The organism is Proteiniborus sp. (assembly GCF_040308045.1).
Taxonomy (GTDB): Bacteria; Bacillota; Clostridia; order Tissierellales; family Proteiniboraceae; genus Proteiniborus.
Window position 1 is genome coordinate 42,622 of record NZ_JAWRHZ010000036.1, and the last position, 25,072, is coordinate 67,693.

Sequence of the window (25,072 nt, forward strand, 5' to 3'; positions counted from 1 at the left end):
CTATTTCTCGAGTCCAGTTCAGGTGTAAATTATTTGGAGTGAAAAAAAGCGAATGAGGGGGAAAGATAATGCAAATTATTGAAGTTAATAGAGATAATGCAGAAATACTATTTGGTTACTGGAGTGAAATTGGGAAAAGCATACCCTATTTTTACAGGACAACATACAAATCATTCCTAAAGTCTTTATTTGATGATACGTTTGAAGGAATGACTATTTTTAAAAATAATAATATTTTTGTTGCAACAGAAGATGGCCAAGCTAAGGGGTTTATACAATACGGCATACCTACATTTCATTTTACTGAAGCAGGTAAGATTACTAATGATATTAAAATAGGAGTTATACGTAATCTATATTATGAGGAATCAAGAACTGATATTGGTAGAGCACTGTTAGATTTATCCTTGAATTTTTATAAAGAAAACACTATTAAAGACATATATGCATTTTATCATGCAATGGGCATGAGTTGTAATGGAAATCATGGTAAATTACATGAGAAATTTAATTATGTAGGTAAGCTATTATGTGAAGAAGGATTTGAAATTGAGCATGAAAACATTTATTATATATGCGATATGAAAGAAAAGAAGTTAGAATATCCAAATAATAGTTATATTAGAGTGTCTGAATTAGATGATAATAGACAGAAATTTATACTATATGATGAGAATAATGATGCATTAGGAAGTGCAGAAATTAAATACATAGATAATCTTACAGGATCAATAGAGAAAGATATTATTTATTTAGTATGGATTGGTATTGATAAGAAAATTAAAGGAAAAGGATTAGGTACAGAATTTCTTAATCATATAATTCAATATTGTTTGAAGAAAGGATATAGATATTTGCACACAGACACAGCGTTAAACAACAAGACAGCTCAAAAATTCTACATTAGAAATGGATTCATAGATAGTGGGATAACAAGAAGTTATTTAAAGAAAAGAAATAGCTAGGATAATATTCACACATCCTTTCACTAGGAGAAAAGTACTGGCAAGGAGATGGCGTCCTGGGTTAGTTCATAGACGAGGCAAATGCTAGGCTATGACTACGATTCCCTATGTATGAGGCTGAAATAATTGAAGAAAGGTGATGCAAACATGTATCCTAAAAATATGAAAGTCAAATATGGCACAGAAACAGAAATAATCAAAATGTCAAAAACCAAGATTGCAAATTTGTTTGTAATTGACGTTCAATTTGAAGATAAGATAGTACCCCTTGTTTACGATACGGGAGCATCAATAACTGTTATCAGTAATTCTGTATCTAAGTTGATTGACGCCATACCTACAGATGATTCGATTATTGGTGGAGGAAATGCAAATATACGCACTTCTTTAACAAAGAACTATATTAGTTCATGCCAAATTGGTAAAGCATTAATTGAAAATATACTAGTAGCAGTCGTACCTGATGAGTCGTTAGATTTTGGCGTGGATGAAAGTGGGAATAGTTTAGCAGTAAGTGGATTCTTAGGATGGGATATTCTACAGCATTTTAAATGGACTATTGATTCTCAAAATAAAACTTTCACTATCCGGAAACCTGCGAATTTAGCTAACCAAGGAAATTTGGATTGGGATAATATGCCCATTATAAAAGCTGAGCTCGATAATAAGCAAATATTTTTTGGATTTGACACTGGAAACACTGAAAGTATGTTTAGTCATAATTTCATACCATTCTTAAAAACAAAACAAGTAAAAGCAGACGCTATAACGGGTGTGGATGGTGTCGTTGAAGAAGAAGTATTTGTAGCTGAAAATATCGAATTAAATATAGGCAATGAAGTTATTAGATTAAATAATACATCTGTTTTACAGCGAGATATATTTCCAACGAAGAAATATCAAGTAATGGGCTTGCTTGCTGCTGATATAATCCAGAACTGCAGATGCATCATTGATTATGCAGGCCGTTCGTTTGAAATCATTAAAGATTAATATGCAAATATTGGCTATATAAAAGCCATAGAAAAGAACAAAGGTAGAGTAGTTAATTATATTGATGAAAGGAGCTTATCATATGAGTCAAGATGAAAGAATGTATTCAATTGACCTTCAGAGCATTAATTTAACAGAATACAGCCAAAAAGGTAAGGTTTTAGATATTGGCGGTGGAGGAGAAGGAATTATTGGACAACTTCTAGGTGAAAAGGTAATTGCAATTGATCCAAGGAGTGATGAACTTGAAGAAGCAGCAGAAGGACCATTGAAAATTATTATGGATGCAAGAGAATTGAAATTTTTAAATAATACTTTTGATGGAGCAACGTCATTTTTTACATTGATGTATATAGAAAAACAGTATCATCAAAAAGTCTTTGAGGAGATATATAGAGTTTTAAAAGATGAAGGAGAATTAACTATATGGGATGCTACTATTCCTCCATACCCTGGAGGAATAAAAGATATATTTTTGGTGCCACTTGAAATTGATTTAAAGGATAAGAAGATTACAACAACCTATGGTGTGTTGTGGGATCAAGCTGAACAAGATATGAAATATTATATTCAGTTAGGGGAAAGGGTAGGATTTGAAGTTGCAAAGAAAGAAGAGATGGGTCAGATATATTGCATAGGGTTTAAAAAGAAAGTTAGTTTTAAGAATTTTAAAAATTCATAAGTTTAGGAGTGATATTTTGATTTCATATAAAGTTTATTCTGATGATTTGAAGCAATTAGAAATAGGAGAAGGCTTTTTTGAAGGCTGGCCAAACCCTCCCAGTAAAGAAAAGCACAGAAAAATATTAGAGAAAAGCTACAAGTCTTTAGTAGCAATAGATAAAAAAAGCAACAAAATAATTGGATTCATTAATGCTGTTAGTGATGGGTTACTATCTGCTTATATTCCTCTTTTAGAAGTATTACCTGAATATCAAAACCAGGGCATCGGATCAGAATTGGTTAAAAAAATGTTAGGAGAATTAAAAGATTTTTATATGGTAGATTTGTGTTGTGATGAAAGCTTGCAAGCATTTTATGAAAAATTGGGCATGATGAAATCTCAAGGTATGATATATAGAAATTACAAATATCAGTGTGGGAGAGAGTTGTAAGTTTCAACAAATGAACATAAAATGGCTAAAAGATTCAGGGATTTTTTTCTTAGAACTGTCTTAAAGTAAAATAAAGCTTTTAATATTAATAGACAAGAATTTGTAAGCAATAAATATATTTATAGAACTAATTTTTGAGGCGATTTACATGAAGTTAGTAGGAGAAAAAATAGTATTGAAGCCGTATACATTAGAAAGATGTCATGCGTTTTACAAAAATAATGTTACAGATGCAACAATAACAATTAGAAATTAAAAGTGAGGTATAAAATGAATCGAAGCGAGAATGCTGTTTTTACAAATATGTGTATGATATATAAAGACGAATATATTTTAATACAAAATAGACGTAATCCTAATTGGCCAGGAATTACATTCCCCGGAGGACATGTAGAACATGGCGAATCTTTTGTAGAGTCTGTAAAGCGTGAAGTCTTTGAAGAAACTGGATTAGTTATTGAAAATCCAACTTTATGTGGAGTAAAGCAGTTTCAGACAATGCAGGACGAACGATATGTTGTTTTATTTTTTAAAACTGATCAATTTAAAGGAGAGTTGAAATCTTCAGAAGAGGGAGATGTTTTCTGGATCAAAAAAGAAGATTTAAAAAAATATGTGCTTGCTAATGATTTTTTAGAAATGTTTAGTATTTTTGAATCTGATAAAGTTAGTGAATTCTATTACTATAAAGAACAGAATAACTGGAAAAAGAAAATTCTATAAGCAAGTAAAATGAGATGTTTGTTAAGTACGAGGTAACGATTCAAGTTGTGCTCAGATATAAAAGGCATTGCCTTATTTAATGGTAAAACCATAAGTAGGAATCAGACTAAAAAGGTCAAAGGGGTGATAATATGCTAAAGGTTAATTTCTATGAATTAAACACAGTGGAAGACAATAAACTTAAATTTGCAGTTATTATGGCAAAATATAGGGATAAATGGATATTTGTAAGACATAAAGAGAGGTTGAGTTGGGAGATTCCAGGTGGACATAGAGAAGAAAATGAAAGTATTGACATGACAGCTTCAAGGGAATTGATTGAGGAAACTGGAGCAAAGAAGTTCAATATCATTCCAGTGTGTATATATTCAGTAGTTAGAGATGAAGCTGAATCTTATGGGCAATTATTTCTATCTGAAGTGGAATACCTTGACGAATTGCCAAAATCTGAAATAGGCGAAATTAAACTATTTGACACTATGCCTGAAAGCTTAACTTATCCTTTAATTCAGCCTTACTTGTTTAAGAAGATTGAGGAATTTTATATTATGGAGGCATACAATGATTCAAGAAAGAAGATTTAGAAAACTAGGTCTTTCAGATTTGAAGCTTGTTTTACAAATGGACAAGGATTTTCGAAGTGATAAAAAATCATCTTGTGGTGTTATCCGATACTTTATTAAAATGTATAAATAAACAAGAGGAGGACATTCATGATAAAAGAAATTGGTGAAGATTTACTTGAAAAGGTTGTTAAATTAGCATGGGAGATATCTCAAGCTAAAAATAGTTTTCCAAAGTATGAAAGCTATGATGATATGTATAATGGATTTTTGAAAGCAATCCATCACAATGAAGACAAGGTACTGGTATGTTGTGAAGATGGAGAGATTATTGGAGTTCTTAATTTGTTTGTGGAGACAAAGAACAAGTTTTTACAAGGTCAGGGTGGAATCTTTGCAAAAGGAGATTTCAACTTCGTAGCCACTCAATTTATTGACTATTTAAGAAAAAATTATGAAGGTAACGAGATGTTTTTTGGATATCCAGCAGAAAATGAAGAGGCGATAAATTTTTTAAAACAGATTAATGCAGAGTTAGCTGAATCCAGTTTAACAATGGAACTCGAAAAAAACGAGTTTATTAAAAGCTTAGTCTCTAGTGATGTGGTACCCTTAGAAAAAGAATATTACGATGAATATGCAGCTTTTCATGATAAACATAACCCTGACATTTATTGGACTAGTGAAAGAATTTTTGAAAACCTTAATATATGGAAGATATACATAGTAGTTAAGAAACAAAAAATAGCAGGAAGTATCCTTATTAGAATGGTAGACGATAAACTAGCGGATATTTGCTGTGTTACTATAGATAGCAAGTATAATAGTTGCGGACTTGAACTAGATCTCTTTTCTGAGTCACTCTATGATATTTTTAAAGAAGGAAAAGAAAGAGTTTTACACTTTGTGGACGAAGATGCAAATGAAGAGTTGCATGCAGCTTTAAAGGTGGGTTTTAAGCAGATTGATAGCTATCGAGGTTATAGGTTGAAAATATAGATAAAATGTTATTACAGAAGAGTATATTATGGAATACATAATGATAAATTAGCTCATACAAATTGAAGAGGAGAAGATATTATGTTTTATCAAAAAGACTGGGTTATGAAACAAATACAGAGCATGATTCAATTAATTGCCAGATATTTCTTCAAGAAAGATATTATTAAATATGAAATTATTGATGAAACAAATATTACTCAAACTGACTTACTGCATAAAGAACTAGTAGGACTACTAAATTCTTTAAGAATAAACGAAGCAGAAAATTTGTTATTTGAACGTATCGTAGCCGATGACCTAAACCACTTAGCTGTAGCACTTGACTTTTATAGAAGAATAAGTGAGCTAAGTGATGAGGAGTTAGAAGAAGCCAATTTTTCTAGAGAAGAAATTAAGAATGGTCTTGAAGAGATTTCAAAGATGTATGGATTAACATTATAGGAGGTGCAAATGACTATAAAATTTTTAAAGCGACTGATGTTACTTCCCAAAGAAGAACACATAATAAACAAACGTGTAAGTATCCGAGGCTTAGAGGTTCAACTATTGAGCTACACAATAGAAGAAGATGAAAACCGTCTATGGATAATGTATGAGGATAAGGACTTACTTGACGTAGACCCAGATGATGAATACTGGAGAGAGTTTAGGACAAATCGAGAAGAATTGCTGCGGAAAATTGAAGCAAATAAAATAAATAAGTATTTTCACATAAAGCAAATGGAAATACAAGGACAAACTGTTAGTTTCGATTCTTCAACCTATGGTCCACTTCATGATTTGAATAAAAAGGAACTAATGCAGCTACAACACTTCACAGAAAAAGGCTTGATTCCTTCTGAATTGGAGGAAGCTCCTTTAAGAAGTTTAGTTATGGGTTCATATGTTCAAGTTAGAGACGAAGATACCCCTATTATTGATGCTACTAAAGACTTGTCATTGAAGCTACATATTGGTAGAGATTCAAAGGAAATACTTATCCAATGCCCTATTACTGTAAAGTTCGGCAAACAAGAAATAGAAACAAAAGTTAAATACTATGATTCATCACTTGGACAAGAACAGTACTTTTATATAGATGAAATATATTCCTTTGATCCATATGAAGATATAATTCAAAAAACAGAGAGAATAGAAGATGACAAGATGCGAGAAGATATACTTAAGCATCATATAGAAGCATTGGAAAGTATTTGCCCAAGAAATAAGAATCTAGCCGTTATTAAATATGAAACTACAGATAATGTACAGCTTAATTTCATGATGAAGGACTATCTAGATTCAGAGCCAATACGTCATAATTCTGCTACGTCAATTGGATTTATAAGTTCAACCAAAGAAGTTGGTATCAATGGAAATAAAGTGAGAGAATGTGTACTTCAAACTATAGATAAAGATTTTAATGGAAATCTAGAAATCGAGCTGTTTTCTCGATATGTTGAAATACCAGAGCAAATAATTCAATGTTATTATTTATAATCTAGGTACAACTTCGTAAAACATATCCATTGCCTAAAATAAGAATATATATTAAAATAGACAAAAAACATAAGGAGATGAATAAAATGATTTTATATGCTGCTATAATGGAAACTATAGATCCTAAAAAGGATGCAGAAATACTAGATGTACATAAGGCTTACCTTCAAAAGTACATAGACGAAGGAAAAATATACGCTAAAGGCCCATTTACTGACCATAGTGGAGGACTTGTAATCTACAAAGTAGATAGCTTTGAAGAAGCTAAAAAATTAGCAGAAAATGATCCAGCAATATTAGAGAAGTCAAGAAAACTAACTTTAAAAGAGTGGAGAAGTAATATATAATAATTTTAGAATAAAACTTCTTGATTAATTATACCCCTAAGGGGTATAATGATAATACAATAAGAAATCAAGGAGGAATTTTAAATGGCAAATGTAGTTATTTATTCAAGCAATACATGTGGATATTGTAAAATGGCAAAAGAATATCTAGGTGAAAAAGGTGTAAGCTACGAAGAAAAGAATATCAGCACTGATCCAACTGCAAGAAAAGAACTAATGCAAAAAGGATACATGGGAGTACCTGTAATCATAGTAAATGGAGAAGAAATAGTAGGTTTTGATAAAGCAAGATTAGAGCAACTTTTGTAATATAATTATTTCAAAGTTATAGCCCTATATATGAGCGATTCATATACAGGGCTTTTTGTTTTTTTCTTACAAATTTCTTAATATTATAGTTTTTCATAGTTTGTTTCATTAAGTATAGTATAATAATAGGGTAAATGGAACTAAAAAAGGGGCTTTTTCGTTAAACATCTATAACCGATATAAGGAGGACTGAAAGCAAGATGTACAAAATATTGAAAAAAACATTACTAATAGTAACTATACTTATTTTATTTTCCTTTAGTTTTTCTGCAACGACTTATGCAGAAGCACCCTTTGAAGTCAAGACTAGTATAGGCTTCAATGGATTTTATAAATATGAATATGTTACACCCATAAATATTGAGGTAAAAAACAATGAAAAAGATGTAAATGGTAAAATTCAGATTCTTTTCGAAAATGCAACTGCTAATTTAAATAAAAAACTATATACTGCCTATACAAAGGAACTAGATATAGCTAAAGGAGCTACAAAGACCATAAATATGGAGCTTAAGCTAGATAGACATATAGGTGAATACAAAATAAGAATTTTAGATAAAAATGACAAAATAATATGGGAAGATAAGCCCGTAGCAATGCCTAACGCCAAAGCGGCTAATGTAGTAGGTGTTGGAGTACTAAGCGATGAATACGAATCATTATGGTACTTACCACTCATGACCTTTTCTAATCCAGATGAGAAAAGCGGTAATAGAGCCTCAGTTATGTGTGACTTAGAGGGACAGTTACCTACAGATGTTAGATATTTAAATATGTTAGATGTAATAATAATAAATAACTATAACACAGAAAAGCTTACAACTGAAGAAAAAAATGCCCTTGAAAAATGGATAAATAATGGAGGAGTACTATTAATAGGCACAGGCCCTAGTTATAATAAGACTTTAAAAGGTCTAGAGGATATAAACTATATAAATGTAACTGGCGCCACAACAATTAGCGAATTCAAAAATATGAAAGATTCCAGTGGAAACCCATTTATTCCTAATTCACCACTTACAATAGTTAACACTACATCTAGTACAGGTAGCATTATTCTTGAAGAGGCAGCGCAGCCGATTATCTTCTCTAAAGGTAGTGGAAAAGGGAAAATCATAATATCTGCTTTTGACTTAGGTTTAAGCCCTTTTATAGATTGGAGTGGGAAAGATAAGTTTGTACAAGGAATATTAGCGGGCAATATTTCAGGAGCCTATTCAGGAGATATTTTAAATAGCAACAATTCTCCATATAGGTTTTTTAATATAAACCAATATATTCCAAGTAGTAAGGCACCTTCTGCAAAAATAATCATTGCTATACTTATGATATTTACCGTAATTGTAGGACCAATAAATTATCTGATTTTAAGAAAGCTTGACAGGAGAGAAATGGCTTGGGTTACCATTCCTGCCTTAGCAGTTATATTTTCGTTGGCAATGCTTATATGGGGTTCAGGAACTAGCTTTAAAAATCCTCTAATGAATAATGTGTCTATTATCAGCATTAATAATGATCTTAATAGATACGATATAGATACTTTCTCGGGAGTCATAAGCTTTAAAAATGGAGATATAAATATTAGCTCAAGTGAAAACACAGACATAACTCCAAATGATAGATATAATAGTAATAATTATATGAAATTCGATAATGAAGATATTGTGTTAGAGTATATCCTACAAAAAAACAAAACTATATCTTTTAAAGATAAGGGAGTTTGGGATGTACAGCAAATTGCACTAAAGGAAACTAATAAGTTAGATCAGAGTATAGCTCAGGATTTAACGATAAAGGGTAACACTATATCAGGAGTAATAAAGAACAACACAAATATGGATTTAGAAGACACTATTTTATTCTATGGTCTTGACTTTCATAAGATAGGAGATATAAAAAATGGAGAGTCAAAATCTATAAGCTTTAGCTTGAATACTTCAAACTCTACTAACCAAACTGGATCTATGCATAGAAAAGATATATATCAAGTACTAGATTCTATTTATCCTTGGAATAGAGGACCAAATACTGTGAACAATCAAGATACTATACTTTCACAAGATATAAAAAGAGAGATACTTGAAGGATTCTTACAGTATAACGGCTTTAACACTAGTAACAATGGAGCATATCTAATAGCTTGGAATACAGATAAGCTATCTAGTGATATAACTGTAAATGGAAAAGTGGCAGAGAGAATTGATAGAAATATTATTACTATGCCAGTTGATTTGAATTATGAAAAAGGTGAAGCGCTGGAAATACCACATGGTATTTTATTACCTCAGATATTAGAAATGAAAGGACTAAACTATGAGCCTTATGATAAGAGCTTTTTCGGGCAAGGAAATGTAGTCATGTCTATTAAATCAGATGAAAAAGTTGATTTTGAAGAGATAAACATTAACTTAGCATATGCTAGACTATCATCAAGCAATAAAGTCTGGTTATTTAATTATAATAGTAATCAATGGGATGAATTAACAGGTTTTACAATAGTGATAGATAATAATAACAAAAGTACCTATTATGATGAAGTAAACGGAGCAAAAATTAAGATTGAGCTAGATGGAAGAGACCAAATGTGGATGCCTACATTTTCTGTAAAGGGGGTAGCCAAGTAATGATTAAAATTGAGAATTTAACTAAACAATATGGAAAATTTACAGCAGTAGACAATCTTTTTCTTGAAATTAAAGAAGGAGAAATTTTCGGATTTGTTGGACCCAATGGAGCAGGTAAAACTACAACATTAAAAATGATATCTACTCTTCTAAAACCTACCTCAGGTAATATCTTTATTGATGACATAGATGTATCTAAAAATATTAAAGAAGCTAGAAACAGCATAGGATACATGCCTGACTTTTTTGGGGTTTATGATAATCTAAAAGTAGATGAATATTTAGAGTTTTATGCTGACATAGCAGGATTAAATAAAGCAGATAAGAAAAAAATGCTAGGAGAGCTATTAGAGCTAGTAGATTTATCTCATAAAGTTGATGCTTACGTAGATTCATTATCTAGAGGTATGAAGCAAAGACTTTGCTTAGCTAGAAGTCTTATTCACAATCCTAGATTTTTAATCCTAGATGAACCTGCATCAGGGATGGACCCTAGAGCCAGAGTTCAAATGAAGGATATATTAAGAGAACTTAAGCGAATGGGAAAAACCATATTAATCAGCTCTCATATATTACCTGAATTAGCTGAGCTATGTACTAGCATTGGTATAATCGAAAGAGGGAAAATAGTCATAAGTGGTACTGTTGATGAAATAATGAAAAAGGTATCAGGTACAAATGGAGTGCGAATAAAAGTTTTAAATAATACAGAAAAAGCGATTAACCTTTTAATGGAAGAGCCTTTAGTTTCAGATATTTATGATAATGATAACATTATAGAATTTGGATTTAGTGGCAATGAAGAGGACATGGCTAATCTTATTAAAAGATTAGTATTAAAGGAAATATCTTTAGCTTCATTTAATCCACTTCAGAGCAACCTTGAAGAAATATTTATGCAGGTTACGAAAGGGGATGTGGAATAATGAACCCAGTTTTAAAGAAAGAATTAAAGACAAGAATGAGAACTTGGAGAACTCCAGTAATGATATCTTTATATGTACTAGTATTATCTTTGCTTGTGTTACTTGTATTTGCAGATATGATTTTCTCATATAACGGTTCTAGAGGAATGAGATTAGATAATGTAAAGGAAATGTTTTTTGTGTTTACTATATTTCAGCTGTTACTCCTTATATTCATAGTACCTGCCACTACAGCAGGCAGTATATCTGGAGAAAGGGAGCGAAGCACACTTGAGCTTTTAATTTGTACTAGAATGTCTAGTATTTCAATAATACTAGGTAAGCTTTTTTCTTCGCTTGCTGAAGTAATTATTTTGTTGATAGCATCTATACCTGTTATGAGTACATTTTTCATATTTGGAGGAGTTTCTCCAGGAAATATAATACTCATATTCGGATTTTATTTTGTAACAGCAATACTCTTTGGTAGTATAGGAATTTTTATGTCAGCATTTTTTAAAAAGACTTCAACATCTACAGTAGCTAGCTATATGATGGCATTATTCTTACTAGGTGGAACCTTTTTTATAGTTCTACTAACTAGAGTATTCTATTATTTACCAAAGGGGTTATCTATTACCCAGACCTTCCCTGTAATTTTATATGCAAACCCGTTTAGCGGTCTTGGCTCTATATTATTTAAGATGATGGGGACAGATATATTAGGTGGATTCATAGGGAGAGGGGTTGTAGGTAATCAGTTGATGCCACTTTATATTAATCTAGCCTTTGATTTAGTAGTATCAGCCATATTACTATATTTATCATCTTTAAAGATAAATCCTATGACTAAATTAGGTGGAAAGATTAAGAAAAAAAGAGCAACTAAAAAATCTAAATAAGGATTGATTGCTATGCTTGATAAGAAATTAATAGAGCTATTAAAGCCTTTAAGGATTAGATTTTATTTTAGCAAATTGATTGTATATTCCTTATATTCACTGTTAGGATTTTCAACAATTCTGTTAGTGTTAATGATATTGTCTAAAATAATGCCAATCACTTTTATTTGGACAAAGATAACTATAGCTTTTGTTGTATCCTTAGCTATAGGCGTTGTGTGGTCAATCTATAAATTTCCTTCTTACTATGATACTGCAAGGCTTGTAGATGGATTTGGGTTAAAGGAAAGGACCATAACAGCATTAGAGCTTAAGGGCAACGACACAAGGCTAGCAGAACTCCAGAAAAAAGATGCTGTTGATAGCTTGGCTAATGAGGAAATAAAGAAAAAGATTTTTATTAAGCCTTCAATGAAAATAGCTATAATAACAATGGTTATGATTTTTTCCTCAATTATTGTTGGATTCATTAATACACCTTCTAATGAAAAGGCACTTATTAAAGAGAAAAATAAACAGGCTATTAAAAATGAAATAGAAAAAATTAAAAAGGTAGAAAAAGAGCTAAAAGAAGAGAAGCAGCTTACATTAGAAGAGAAAAAGCAGATAGAAGACATGCTAAAAGAATTAAGAAAGAAGCTTGATAAATCCGAAAATATGAAGGATATTCAAAAAGAATCATTAAAGGCGAAAAAAGAGCTTAAGGGAATAGAAGAAAAAATAAGACAAGAAAAAATAGAAGATATAGCGAAAAAGCTTTCTGACAAGAAATTTACCAAGGAGCTTGCAGAGAATATAAAAAATAGAGATGCAGAAAAGACTGCAGAGAGCCTTGAAAAAATGGCAGAGCAGTTAAAAAGCATGAATAAAGAACAGCTTGAAGACCTAGCTAAAGACATGGCCGCTTTAGCAGAACAGCTTAAGAATAATCCTGAGCTTAGTGAGGCATTTAATCAATTGTCTCAGGCTATATCACAAAATATAGAGGGCAATATGAATGATACTAATCTAGCAAATAGTCTAAACAATTTATCAGAATCACTATCTGACTTAATGAGTGATTCTCAGGTATCAGGTGCCATATCACAGCTTAATGAAGCCTTAGACAATTTAAGTGATATTAGTGAACAAAATTTCCAAGGAAATAATAGCTCAAATGGACAGCCAAATTCTCCTGGCAATCAAGGAAATGGTGGTGAAGGCAATGGCCAGGGTTCAGGGAATGGGCAAGGGTCTGGAAGTGGTCAAGGGACAGGCGGTGGAGCAGGAGAAGGCTCATCACCTGGAAATGAAAACTCATCAGGCAACAGCAGTTCAGGTCAATCAGGTAAAAAAGAAGGCTCTAAAAAAGAAGTAAAAGATTATGAAAGCATCTTCACTCCTAAAAATTTAGGGGGAGAAGGAAACCAAACTCAAGTTCATGGCAATATGAAGGACTCAGGAGAAAAGGATGTCATACAGGTTAAGAAATTCGGAGACATGAAAGGCGAGTCCATGCCTTATAATGAAGTGTTAAATGTGTATAAGCAAAATGCATACAAAAGACTAGACAACGAAGAAATCCCTCTTAATATGAAGGAGATAATTAGGAAGTATTTTAGTGATTTAGAATAGAGGTGCAAATATGGAAATATCAGAAAAAGATATATTAAGCTTTAGAGAACAAACCGATAAAATCAAAAATGAAATAGAAAAGGCAATAATAGGCCAAAAAGACATAATAGAGCAGGTCCTCATAGCAATCTTATGTGAAGGCAATGTCCTACTAGAAGGAGTACCAGGACTAGGCAAAACTCAGCTTGTAAAAACCATAGGAAAAGTTCTTGACCTAGAATTCTCTAGAATTCAATTTACCCCAGACCTAATGCCAGCAGACGTAGTAGGTACAAACATCATTACACAAGACGAAAAAGGGGCAAGCAAATTTACATTTCAGAAGGGACCTATTTTTAGCAACATAGTTCTAGCAGACGAAATTAACAGAGCAACACCAAAAACTCAAAGTGCAATGCTAGAAGCAATGCAGGAAAAAACCGTTACAGTAGGAAACACTACTTATACTATGAGTAAGCCCTTTTTTGTATTAGCCACACAAAATCCTATTGAAATGGAAGGAACCTATCCATTGCCTGAAGCTCAAATGGATAGATTTATATTTAAGTTATATGTAGAGTTTCCAAAACTCGAAGAGCTTAGCCAAATAGTTAATATAACTACTTCTGTGGGAGAGAGCGAACTTAATAAAGTAAGCAGTGGAGAAGAACTTATAAAGATGGCAAATATAGCAAAGGAAGTACCTATAGCTAAGCCAGTTATGGAATACGCCATGAAGCTAATACTTGCTACACATCCGGAGGAAGCTACAAGTCCAGACATAACAAAGAAATACGTCAGATATGGCTCAAGCCCAAGAGGAGCCCAAGCCATTATTAAAGCAGCCAGAGTAAAGGCATTAATGGAAGGCAGATACAATGTTTCCTTTGATGATATTAACTATGCTGCTTATCCAGTGTTGAGACATAGAGTATTACTAAATTTCGAAGCAGTATCAGATAATATAAGCAGTGAAGATATTATAAAACAGATAATTGATAATTGAGAATTGAAGATTGAGAATTGAAGATTGAGAATTATTTAAGAAATAAAGATTAAGAATTAAGAGTTAAAAATTGAGAATAAAAGCGAGATTTTTCACATTCGTTCAGAATGACAAAAAACCTGTCATCCTGAGATGGGCAGTATTAACCTTCCTTGCGAAGGATCTCTAACGGTTTAACAATAGTGTGGCAATAGTTTAACAATCGCTTAACTACCGTTCAACTACTGTTTAACTATCGTTCAACAACCGTTTAACTACTGTTAAAAAGGATTGATCACATGGAACAAAAACTCATAGATAGCAGCTTACTAAAAAAGCTAGAATCTCTAAAATTAAATACAACTATTACACTAAATCAAGGCTATGGTGGAGGCAGGAAATCCAAGAGCAAAGGCTCCTCAGTAGAATTTTCTGATTTTAGAGAATACGTACCAGGAGATGACTTTAGAAAAATCGACTGGAATGCTTATGGGAGATTCCAAAAGCTTTTTATTAAGCTTTTTATGGAGGAAAGAGAAGCAAACATAAATATTTTCATAGATGCATCTAAGTCTATGGATTTTGGCAGTCCTAAAAAATCCACACTAGCAAAGCAATTAGCTCTTGTACTAGGGTACTTAAGCTTAGCAAATATGGATAGAGTCAATATTTACACCCACGGAACCAACAAGCTTGAATCCCTAGAGCAATTAAATGGGAAAAACAATGTCCATAGATTAGCTTCATATTTAGATGGCATAGCCTTTGACAAATCAGAAGACTTTTTTAAGTATATAAAAACAAGGGCATATAAGAGAGGTATTTCAATAATAATATCAGACTTGTTCTCAGATAATTTTCAGGACGGGGTTAAATATCTTGCATTTATGAATCAAAGTATAGTAGTACTGAACCTGTTATCTATTGAAGAAATAAGTCCTGTCTACTCAGGAGATATGAGATTAATAGACAGTGAAACAGAGGAAGGTAAGGATATATCTATGACCCAATCTGTTTTAAATTCATATGAGAAAACATTTAAGAATTTCATAAATAGAAATAGAGAAATATCTAGAAAGTTCAGCTGCCAATACACACTTATTTCAAATGAATTTTCAATAGAATCCATAATCTTTGATAATCTAACTAATGTAGGGATTTTGAGGTGATAAAATGAGCTTTTACTCTCCACTTTTCTTTTTGTTTTTTATTGGACTCATTCCAATTATAATAATGTATTTATTAAAAAAACAACATACAGACATTGTAATATCTAGTAATTATCTATGGGAGAAGGCTCTAAAGGATGTTGAAGCAAATAGGCCATGGCAGAGATTAAGAAAAAATCTTCTGCTTATTTTGCAGTTGCTCATATTTTCTTTAATAGTATTATCATTAGCAAAACCATATATATTTTCATCAGATATAAGCAGTGGAAATACAATTATAGTCCTTGATACATCCATGAGTATGCAGGGAAGCTCAGGTGACAGCACTAGATTTGAGATTGCAAAAAAAGAAGCAGAAAAGATAGTAGATAATCTAAGACCCGATACATCAGTTACTATTATTACTATGGATACATCACCAAATATAATATTAAATAATACGAAAAACAAAGAGCTTGCCAAGAGACAATTAGCTTCCATAAAAACAACTAATTCAAAAGACAATATCCAGGAAACTCTATCACTATTAAATGCAATGACAAAGGATATGGATAATTACTCAATACTTTTTTACACAGATAAATGGATTGATACTGATATAGACAAGCTATTTTTAAACTATATTGATGGAGAGCAGGGAAATGTTGCTATAGACAATATTTCGCACTCAATGGATTCTAATGGAATAACTGCCCTTACAACAGTTACTAACCACTCTAATGAGGACATTACTTTTGATTTATCACTATATACAGATGATGGTCTATACGATGTAAAAGAAACTAGCCTTTCACCTGGAGAAAGCTCCAGCATTTATTGGCAGAACATTAATCCAAGCACCAGAATTCTAAGAGCCGAAGCTGATGTAGATGATAGCCTGACGGCTGACAATGTAAGGTATCATATAGTAAATACAAACTCTGTAAAAAAGACTCTTTTAATTACAAAGGGTAATGTATTCTTAGAGAAGGCAGTAAGTTTAAATAGCAATATTGAATTATATAAGACAAATGAAATCCCAGAAAATATTAGTGGTTATGAGCTATATATATTTGACGGGCTAGCACCAGATAAGCTGCCTACAGATGGAAATATAATAATGATAGCTCCTACAGGCAGTGACATATTTACTGAAAAGGTAGTTGACTCAGGAGAAATTAAGGCTTTGAATGATGAGCTTTTTAGATATGTAAGCCTAGATTTTTCAATAGGTAAATCTAAATACATTGAAGATACTAGCTGGATAGAGCCAGTGTTATTGATAAATGATAATCCGGTAATTGCAAAGGGTCAAAAAGACAATCAAAAATACATTTTAATAGGATTTGATTTACACGATACAGATTTTCCTCTTCAAGTAGATTTTCCAATTTTCGTTCAAAACACGTTAGAGTATTCATTAAATATGAGTACACAGGAAAAGACATCTGTTTTATCAGGAGAAAGCCTATATCTAGATGTTTTACCTAATAGTAAAGAAATAAGTGTTTTTAAACCAACTGGAGATAAGGAAAAGCTTGGACCACCATTTCCATTAGCACCATTTACTGATACAAAAGATATTGGAGTATATGAGGTAGAACAAAAATTAGATAAAAGTACAGTTAACAGCTATTTCGTTTCAAATGCAGACACTCTTAATGAATCAAAATACGAAACAGTATCTAAGGAAGTTCAGGAGCAAATCATAGAGAGACAAAACAAAGTAAAAGGTGAGAGAAACATAGGGAGTATCTTGCTTTTAATAGCTATTTTGATATTAGCAGTTGAATGGGTGGTGTATAATCGTGGCAATTAATTTTAGCACTCCATTAGCTTTATTACTGATACCTTTAATGCTAGCTTTATTTTTCTATTTCAGAAATGCATTAAGATCAATGAATAAAGAAAAATCTAGAACAATATTGACAGTACGTAGCATAATAGCTTTTTTATTGATTCTAGCTCTAGCAGGAATGAATATTAGATCCTTTGTTGATACTACTGCCACTATATTTGCAGTAGATTTATCTGACAGTACTAGAAATTCACAGGGACATTTTAAAGGATTCATAGAAGAAGCCTTGAAAAATACAACTAAGAAAGACAAAGTAGGAATAATCACCTTTGGACAGAATGGAGAAGTAGAGTTACCCCTTAGAGATGGACTTGAGTCAGTAGAGTTCCAAACTAAACCTGGAGCGGGGCTTTCAAATATTGAAAAAGGTTTAAAAATAGCCCAGACATTATTACCATCTGATAGCATGAAAAGAATAGTTCTTCTTACAGATGGAGAAGAGAATATAGGAGATAGCTCAAAAGAGGCTTCTCTGATTAATCAAAAGGATATCGATTTTAAAATATATAATATTGAAAAGAATATAGGTGAGGATATTCAATTAAATGGAATTGACATTCCAAAGAGGCTTTATGAAAACCAAGAGTTTGACATAGTCATAGACATTTACAGTAATGTAAAGACTAAGGGAAAACTTACTCTTTATTCAGATAATGAATTGTCAGGCGAAAAAGAAATAAATATTGAAAAGGGTAATAATAAATTTGTTTTTAGTGATGTAGCACAGGGTTCAGGCTTTAAGACATATAAGGCTGTCATAACAACTGCAGATGATACGGTCATTCAAAACAATGAATTTTCAACTTATACTGATATAAAGGGAACACCAAGAGTATTACTAATTGACGGAGAAAGCCAGCAGGGAAGGGAATTAGATAAACTTCTCACAGCTTCAGGAATAGATGTTAGATATATAAAAGACAGGGAAGTACCTAGAAGCTTAGCTGAGCTAGCTTCATATAGTTCTATAATCATGAGTGACGTGTCTCTTGAAAATATAGAAATAGAATTTTTAAACTCATTACAGAGCTATGTAAGAGACTTTGGTGGTGGATTAGTAGTGTCAGGAGGGGAAAATAGCTTTGCCCTTGGAGGATACTATAAAACTCCCTTAGAAGAGATTCTTCCTGTAGATATGGAAATGAAGGTAAAAGGTGAAGTACCTAACCTAGGTCTTATGCTGGTAATAGATAAATCAGGAAGTATGGATAGTGGCCAATATGGCATAAATAAAATGGAAATTGCAAAGGAAGCAGCCATAAAGGCAGTTAATTCACTTAAGCCGAAGGACCAGATAGGAGTTATAGCATTTGATGGAGCAGCCCAATGGGTAGTTAAGCTATCAACAACAGATGATGAAGAAAAGATAAAATCAGCCATAGGAACTATTAGAGCAGGAGGAGGAACTAGTATACTTCCTGCACTAGATGAAGCATATAAGGCCTTGAAGGATGCAGATACAAAGCTAAAACATATAATTCTCCTTACTGATGGTCAAGCAGAAGCCACAGGCTATGAAAGTGTTATGCAAGGTATAAATGAGGCAGGAATTACAGTGTCAACAGTTGCAGTCGGCTCAGACTCTGATACTAGCCTGCTTGAGTGGATTGCCAATAGTGGTAAGGGCAGATATTATTTTGCAGATGAGTTTTCATCAATACCTCAGATATTTACCAAAGAAACATTTTTAGCTTCAAAATCTTATATAAACAACGAAACCTTTACTCCAACTATTACCTCATTGCATGATATTATCAGCCCCTTTGCGGAAGGGATACCAAGCCTTGATGGATATATTGGAACATCTAGTAAAGATAGAGCTACTACAATTCTAACAAGCAATGCCGGAGACCCAGTACTTGCAGAATGGCAGTACGGACTGGGAAGAAGTGTGGCTTGGACTTCAGATTTAAATGGAGGATGGAGCTCAAATTATTTAAATACTGAAGTGGGTATTGATTTTATCAAGAATATGATTGAATGGACCTTCCCTAGAGCATCTAGTGAGAACATTGCCTTTGAGTCTATTAATAATGGGGATGAAGAAGATATTATAGTAACTAATATTGAGGGCTTTATAGAAGGATTATCAACAAAGGCGACTATAATAAAACCAAATTTAGAAAGCTCTGATTTAGAGCTATCTCCATCAAAGCCAGGTGAGTTTAGAGGAACATTTCCTGTATCTGATAAGGGTGTATATATAGTTAAGATTAATCAATACAAAGATGATGAATTAATCAATACATCAAACTATGCAGTAACCTCAAACTACTCTAAGGAATACGATATAACTGCTACAAGTAATAGACTTGAGTTAATAAAAAATAAATCAGGCGGTAAATTCATCACAAGTCCAAGTGAAGTCTTTTCAGATGATTTAGATAGAGTTTACGGAAGTAGGGAGTTATATACTGTACTTCTTTCAATAGCACTAATACTTTTTATTTTTGATATAGCTATTAGAAGGCTAAATCTTGGAAATATTAGACTTGGAAAGAAAATAAATAATGAGGGTGCAAGTATCTTTGTGGCTAAGAAAAAAACCACTAAAGTTCAAGAAAAAAAGATAAAAAAAGAAGCAAAAGACACAGAAAAAGCAAGTATTCAAGCTGAAGATTATATTACAATAGATGAGAAGCATAACATTGAAAAAGAGGAAGGGAAAGCTTCAAACTTAGGTCTTGATACGTCAAGGTTATTAAAGGCAAAGGACAAGAAAAGAAGATAATGTTAATTTACAAGCAAAATTCTTTATATAAAAAGCATTTGAAATTATTGCTTAATAGTGTAACTAGTTAGAGCAATAAATAATATTATGATAGCAAAAAGGGGCCTTATTAAAATAGAAGGAGGCGTGTCATGCTATCAAATATTGAATTTATAAGACAATCCCTAGAAATACATCTTTTTTTCGCTAGAATTATGAAGGAGCATTCATTTTTTCTAGAAGTAGGATTTACGCCAAGAGATGTAAGTTTTTCTCAACGGGCAGATGTTTTAAGAACTGAATTTGATGGGCTTTTAGGTGAAACTATTTTACTTTCAAATGGCGTTGTTAGTTCTAGTGTTATTCAATCTGGTGAAGTAGTAACGCCATACACTCTAAAAGCTGAAATGGCATCATCATATCTTACAGGTGTAGAAATACCAACTAGTCTAACACAAGCAGAGTTTGGATTAATGGGTGGAGACTTCGTGAGATTTAACCCAATGCTAGAGCAAGCGGTTTATATGCTTAATCAAAAAGCAATGATATTAATAACTGCTTTAATAGACTTTAAGACTACGATTTTATCAAATGTTCTGTCATGCAATATGTTTACAGTTAATTATCCATTACTAATTGACCATATTTTAAGGGAAGCAAAGTTATATTTGCGAATGGTTGATAGACTTCAAAGAAGAGAGCAAATTGATGTAGAAAAAGAGATTTATGAACAAGAGTTATTCTGGAATAGGATTATGGCAGAGCATTCAAAATTTATACGAGGGTTACTTGACCCAACAGAAAATGAACTATTTAACTTAGCTAATAATTTTGGCAAGGAGTTTGATCAATTAACAGAAGACGTGAAAAAGGCTATAGAAAAAACTTTACCAATTTCAAAGGTTACAGATGAAAGCCTTGAGACTACAAAAAGAGTTCGTGATTTTAATACCCAAGGCACACAAGGATTACTTGAATGTAAGATAAAATCTGTAATAATACCTTTATTGGGAGATCATGTTCTTCGTGAATCCAATCACTTTATACGTTTACTAAGAAAGTTTCAGCAAGCTGTTTAAATAGATGTTAAAAAAGTATTAGGAATCTTAAGAAAGCATAAAAAATTGAGAATTGTTTTTTTGCTTTCTTTTTTATTTTGGGGACTACAAGGAGAGATTAGTTATTAAATAGCTAGTTAAAAGATTTAATCTAGGGTATATTAGATTTAGAAGAAAAAAATTAATATTTTTAATATACAAAGGAGAGGAAATCATGCTAAATTTTAATTATTCTATACCAACTAAGATTTTCTTTGGAAAAGATCAAATTCAAGAGTTGGGAAAAGAAATCAAAAAATATGGTTCAAAGGTTTTAATTGCATATGGTGGAGGCAGCATAAAGAAAATTGGTGTTTATGACAAGGTTGTTAGTATACTTAATGAAGAAAACATTCCGTTTTGGGAACTAAGTGGAATAGAACCTAATCCAAGAATAGAAAGTGTAAGAGAAGGTATTAGAATTTGTAGAGAAAATGATATTGACTTTATACTGCCAGTAGGTGGAGGTAGTACTATAGACTGTGCAAAGGTAATAGCTGCGGGATTTTTCTATGAAGGAGATCCTTGGGACTTAGTTATTAGAAAAGCTAAAATAGATAAAGTACTTCCAATTGCTTCAGTACTTACATTATCAGCTACTGGTTCAGAAATGGATGCAGGAGCAGTAATCACTAATCAAGAAACTAAGCAGAAATTAGGAATAGGCCATCCTGATATGGCACCTAAGTTTTCTATACTTGATCCAACATATACGTTTTCAGTACCAGCAAGTCAAACAGCTGCAGGAACAGCTGATATTATAAGTCATATACTAGAATCATATTTTAGCAATAATAGAGGAGCCTTTGTACAGGATAAGATAGCAGAAGGTCTATTAAAAACTTGTATAAAATACGGACCAATAGCTATTAGTGAGCCTGAAAATTACGAAGCAAGAGCGAATTTAATGTGGGCTTCAAGTCTTGCTATAAATGGACTTATTAGATACGGAAAAGAAGCAATATGGAGTGTCCATCCAATGCAGCATGAATTAGGAGCTTATTATGATATTACTCATGGTGTGGGCTTAGCAATATTGACGCCATTTTGGATGAGACATGTTTTAGATGATAGTACAGTATCAAAATTTGTTGAATATGGAAAAAATGTATGGGATATTGAAGATGACAAATACGACTATGACATTGCAAATGAAGCCATAGATAAAACTCAGGAATTCTTCAAATCCTTAGGAATACCAGAAACATTAGGAGAACTAGGAATAGGAGAAGAAAACTTAGAAGAAATGGCCAAAGCAGTAACAGATTATAATGGTGGAACAGTAGGCTCTTACAAGCCTCTTAGATACGAAGATGTACTAGAAGTCTACAAAAAAGCATTATAAAATAATTGGAGGAACAACCTATTAGTTGTTCCTCTCATTATTTTATGAAGGGAAAAAATAATATATGTGGAATAACAGTAAAATAACATTGATTTCATTTATAATTATATTATGAAATCTTTAGAATTGTTATTGAAGGGAGATTAAGCACATGAACAACAAAATCATATTAAGTAAGGAAAAAAAGGAAAAGATGATAGCAGCAATTATAGATTACTTTGCCAAAGAAAGAGACGAAGAAATAGGTTATCTTGCAGCTACGCTAATATTAGATTTTATTACAGAAAAATTGGGACCTGAGTTTTATAATCAAGGGGTCTATGATTCATATAGAAGAATGAGTGAAATGGTAGAAGATTTGCTGGAAATTCAGAAGTATTAGCAGATATGGAAAAGGTGTAGCTTGACATAAAATTAAGAAATAAGGAGATACTGAAATGGAATGGATAATAAAAAAGTATAAAGATTTAACAATTGAAGAATTATATAATATTTTGAAAGCAAGAAATGAAGTGTTTGTTGTGGAACAAAATTGTCCTTATCAGGACTGTGATGGAAAGGATAAACAAGCATATCATTTATTTTTTGAGGATAACGGAGATGTTATTGCATACTCGAGAATATTAAATAAAGGTATTTCTTATGACGAAGTATCCATTGGTAGATTTTTAGTTTTGCGAAAATATCGCGGAAAAGGATTAGCTAAAGAGATGCTTTTGAAAGCAATAGAATTCATTGAAGAGAGCTTAAACGAGAAAGCTATTAGAATTTCTGGGCAGGTATATATAAAAGATTTCTACAAAAGCTTTGGATTTGAAGAAGTTTCAGATATATATCTAGAAGACGATATACCTCATGTTGAAATGCTATATAAATCAGCCAATTCGGAGAGACAGGCACCTTGATTATTAGTCAAGGTGCCTGTTTCTTCGATTGCCTTTTTTGATTAAGCAATTTTGGAGATTTATTTATAAAGACTATCACTTAGACATGCCTTTTTATGGTATAATAGGATTAACACGAACATTATGAACAATATTATCTATATGAACAAAAATGACATTTTATCTTTTCAGCGATTTGCCAGAAAGAGAGGTGTGTCTATGGGTTCAAAAAAGATATTTTTAGTTATTTCAATTTGCTTTTGTCATATTATTTTAGCTGGCTGCATGAATAAAGCAACCTTTTCTACTCCAAGTTGCAAGGTTCCCTCTGGAGAGAAAGTGACCTTCTTTATAGTTTCAGATCCTCATTATATATCTAAAAACACATACAATGAAGATGAAGCTTTTGAGAATTTCTGTTGTTCAAATGATGGAAAACTGCTTAACTATGCAAATGAAATAATGGATACTCTTGTATGGGAGGTTGAAAACAAGAGACCAGATTTTTTAATTATAAGCGGTGATTTAACATGTAATGGAGAAAGAGAAAGTCACTTAGATTTTTCAAATAAGTTAAGTATAATTGAGGAGCAGGGAACCTGTGTCTTTGTAATACCGGGTAACCATGACATAGAAAATCCATGGGCTAGTAATTATATTGGTAAAGAGCCTTGTAAGACCGAGTCCATTAGTATGCAGGAATTTGCTGAGATTTATAACTCCTTTGGTTACAATGAATCTATTTCAAGAGACGAGAATTCTTTAAGTTATTTAGTTACCCCATCTGAAGATTTATGGTTGCTTATGATTGATTCTACTAAAAAAGATAAAACAAAATCATCAGGCACACCAGAAAGAGGAGGAATGCTCTCTTCCAAAACTCTTAATTGGATAGAGCAGTGTTCTGCCTTAGCAAAGGAAAAGAATGCTTGTTTAATTGCTTCTATGCATCACAACTTGCTACCACACAATTCAGTAATCAACAAGGATTATGTAATAGATAATAGTCAAGAAGTCTTGGAAGTCTTTCGCAAACTAGGAATTGAAATGGTCCTTACAGGACATATTCATTTGCAAAGCATCAAAAGTCATGTATTAGATGATAGTAAATTATATGATATAGCTACAGGCAGCATATTAGCATATCCAAATCTATATGGAGAATTAAAGTATTGTTTGGATAATGGATTTGAATACAACGCTAATAAGATTGATGTAGAAAGCTGGGCTTTAAAGTATAAAATAAAAGACAATAACTTAACAAATTTTCTTGAATATTCAAGGAATTATTTTGAAAATAAATCTTATGAAAAATATTACAATATCATTGTAGAAAAACTAGCTGAACCTGAAAAACAAGAATTCAAATCCATGGCTCAACTAGTTGCTAAGTTAAATGTAGAATATTTTAATGGCTTTAGAAATAATACTTTAATTAGTACAATTAATGACAAAGAATATTATACTCTAATAGATACTTTACCGGACTGAATAAAAAGCTATATACTCAGTATGAGTGAAAATG

25 protein-coding genes are annotated in these 25,072 nt (G+C 32.1%); all 25 read left to right on the forward strand.

Going from position 1 to position 25,072, the window contains the following annotated elements; translation table 11 throughout:
* Positions 1-68: 68 nt before the first annotated feature.
* The 25 genes from ABV008_RS06825 to ABV008_RS06945 all read left to right on the forward strand — a co-directional run bounded on the left by ABV008_RS06825 (position 69) and on the right by ABV008_RS06945 (position 25,038).
* Positions 69-965, forward strand: coding sequence for a GNAT family N-acetyltransferase (locus ABV008_RS06825; RefSeq protein ID WP_352419069.1), 897 nt, complete (start codon positions 69-71; stop codon positions 963-965).
* 126 nt (positions 966-1,091) lie between these two features.
* On the forward strand, positions 1,092-1,958 hold the full coding sequence (locus ABV008_RS06830) for a retropepsin-like aspartic protease (RefSeq protein WP_352419070.1): 867 nt from the start codon (positions 1,092-1,094) through the stop codon (positions 1,956-1,958).
* Positions 1,959-2,040: 82 nt separating this feature from the next.
* A complete protein-coding gene (locus ABV008_RS06835; RefSeq protein WP_352419071.1) occupies positions 2,041-2,640 on the forward strand; it encodes a class I SAM-dependent methyltransferase in 600 nt (199 codons plus the stop codon).
* Between the two features lie 16 nt (positions 2,641-2,656).
* Positions 2,657-3,073, forward strand: coding sequence for a GNAT family N-acetyltransferase (locus ABV008_RS06840; RefSeq protein ID WP_352419072.1), 417 nt, complete (start codon positions 2,657-2,659; stop codon positions 3,071-3,073).
* Positions 3,074-3,343: 270 nt separating this feature from the next.
* Positions 3,344-3,796 carry an 8-oxo-dGTP diphosphatase gene (locus tag ABV008_RS06845; protein ID WP_352419073.1) on the forward strand — a complete coding sequence of 151 codons (453 nt, stop codon included), beginning with the start codon at positions 3,344-3,346 and terminating at the stop codon, positions 3,794-3,796.
* 131 nt (positions 3,797-3,927) lie between these two features.
* The gene (locus ABV008_RS06850; protein ID WP_352419074.1) at positions 3,928-4,380 is read left to right on the forward strand and encodes an NUDIX hydrolase; all 453 of its coding nucleotides are present in this window, start codon (positions 3,928-3,930) and stop codon (positions 4,378-4,380) included.
* Positions 4,358-4,492, forward strand: coding sequence for a hypothetical protein (locus tag ABV008_RS06855; RefSeq protein ID WP_352419075.1), 135 nt, complete (start codon positions 4,358-4,360; stop codon positions 4,490-4,492). Before ABV008_RS06850 ends, ABV008_RS06855 begins: the two co-directional genes overlap by 23 nt.
* A 17-nt stretch (positions 4,493-4,509) precedes the next feature.
* Positions 4,510-5,358, forward strand: coding sequence for a hypothetical protein (locus ABV008_RS06860; protein WP_352419076.1), 849 nt, complete (start codon positions 4,510-4,512; stop codon positions 5,356-5,358).
* Between the two features lie 81 nt (positions 5,359-5,439).
* Positions 5,440-5,802, forward strand: a complete 363-nt coding sequence (locus ABV008_RS06865) for a DUF6483 family protein (RefSeq protein WP_352419077.1) — start codon at positions 5,440-5,442, stop codon at positions 5,800-5,802.
* A gap of 9 nt (positions 5,803-5,811) precedes the next feature.
* Positions 5,812-6,840, forward strand: a complete 1,029-nt coding sequence (locus ABV008_RS06870) for a hypothetical protein (RefSeq protein WP_352419078.1) — start codon at positions 5,812-5,814, stop codon at positions 6,838-6,840.
* Positions 6,841-6,926: 86 nt separating this feature from the next.
* On the forward strand, positions 6,927-7,187 hold the full coding sequence (locus ABV008_RS06875; RefSeq protein WP_352419079.1) for a YciI family protein: 261 nt from the start codon (positions 6,927-6,929) through the stop codon (positions 7,185-7,187).
* 84 nt (positions 7,188-7,271) lie between these two features.
* Positions 7,272-7,496, forward strand: a complete 225-nt coding sequence (locus ABV008_RS06880; RefSeq protein WP_352419080.1) for a glutaredoxin family protein — start codon at positions 7,272-7,274, stop codon at positions 7,494-7,496.
* Positions 7,497-7,696: 200 nt separating this feature from the next.
* Positions 7,697-10,120: a DUF8725 domain-containing protein gene (locus ABV008_RS06885; protein WP_352419081.1), complete on the forward strand. Its 2,424-nt coding sequence runs from the start codon at positions 7,697-7,699 to the stop codon at positions 10,118-10,120.
* A complete protein-coding gene (locus ABV008_RS06890) occupies positions 10,120-11,046 on the forward strand; it encodes an ABC transporter ATP-binding protein (RefSeq protein ID WP_352419082.1) in 927 nt (308 codons plus the stop codon). The genes ABV008_RS06885 and ABV008_RS06890 overlap by 1 nt, the downstream gene beginning before the upstream one ends.
* Complete coding sequence (locus ABV008_RS06895; RefSeq protein ID WP_352419083.1) at positions 11,046-11,927, forward strand: ABC transporter permease; 882 nt, start codon at positions 11,046-11,048, stop codon at positions 11,925-11,927. Before ABV008_RS06890 ends, ABV008_RS06895 begins: the two co-directional genes overlap by 1 nt.
* A 12-nt stretch (positions 11,928-11,939) precedes the next feature.
* Entirely contained in the window at positions 11,940-13,541 is a 1,602-nt protein-coding gene (locus ABV008_RS06900; protein ID WP_352419084.1) for a DUF8809 domain-containing protein, read from the forward strand.
* A 10-nt stretch (positions 13,542-13,551) separates the two neighbouring features.
* Positions 13,552-14,526, forward strand: a complete 975-nt coding sequence (locus ABV008_RS06905) for an AAA family ATPase (RefSeq protein ID WP_352419085.1) — start codon at positions 13,552-13,554, stop codon at positions 14,524-14,526.
* 278 nt (positions 14,527-14,804) lie between these two features.
* A complete protein-coding gene (locus ABV008_RS06910) occupies positions 14,805-15,674 on the forward strand; it encodes a DUF58 domain-containing protein (protein WP_352419086.1) in 870 nt (289 codons plus the stop codon).
* Between the two features lie 4 nt (positions 15,675-15,678).
* Positions 15,679-17,472, forward strand: a complete 1,794-nt coding sequence (locus tag ABV008_RS06915; protein WP_352419087.1) for a vWA domain-containing protein — start codon at positions 15,679-15,681, stop codon at positions 17,470-17,472.
* Complete coding sequence (locus ABV008_RS06920) at positions 17,462-20,242, forward strand: VWA domain-containing protein (protein ID WP_352419088.1); 2,781 nt, start codon at positions 17,462-17,464, stop codon at positions 20,240-20,242. Before ABV008_RS06915 ends, ABV008_RS06920 begins: the two co-directional genes overlap by 11 nt.
* A gap of 131 nt (positions 20,243-20,373) precedes the next feature.
* Positions 20,374-21,300, forward strand: coding sequence for a DUF2935 domain-containing protein (locus ABV008_RS06925; protein WP_352419089.1), 927 nt, complete (start codon positions 20,374-20,376; stop codon positions 21,298-21,300).
* A gap of 193 nt (positions 21,301-21,493) precedes the next feature.
* Positions 21,494-22,663 carry an iron-containing alcohol dehydrogenase gene (locus ABV008_RS06930; protein ID WP_352419090.1) on the forward strand — a complete coding sequence of 390 codons (1,170 nt, stop codon included), beginning with the start codon at positions 21,494-21,496 and terminating at the stop codon, positions 22,661-22,663.
* A gap of 151 nt (positions 22,664-22,814) precedes the next feature.
* The gene (locus ABV008_RS06935) at positions 22,815-23,045 is read left to right on the forward strand and encodes a DUF2164 domain-containing protein (RefSeq protein WP_352419091.1); all 231 of its coding nucleotides are present in this window, start codon (positions 22,815-22,817) and stop codon (positions 23,043-23,045) included.
* Between the two features lie 55 nt (positions 23,046-23,100).
* The gene (locus ABV008_RS06940) at positions 23,101-23,568 is read left to right on the forward strand and encodes a GNAT family N-acetyltransferase (RefSeq protein ID WP_352419092.1); all 468 of its coding nucleotides are present in this window, start codon (positions 23,101-23,103) and stop codon (positions 23,566-23,568) included.
* Positions 23,569-23,766: 198 nt separating this feature from the next.
* Positions 23,767-25,038 carry a metallophosphoesterase gene (locus ABV008_RS06945; protein WP_352419093.1) on the forward strand — a complete coding sequence of 424 codons (1,272 nt, stop codon included), beginning with the start codon at positions 23,767-23,769 and terminating at the stop codon, positions 25,036-25,038.
* The last annotated feature ends 34 nt before the right edge of the window (positions 25,039-25,072 follow it).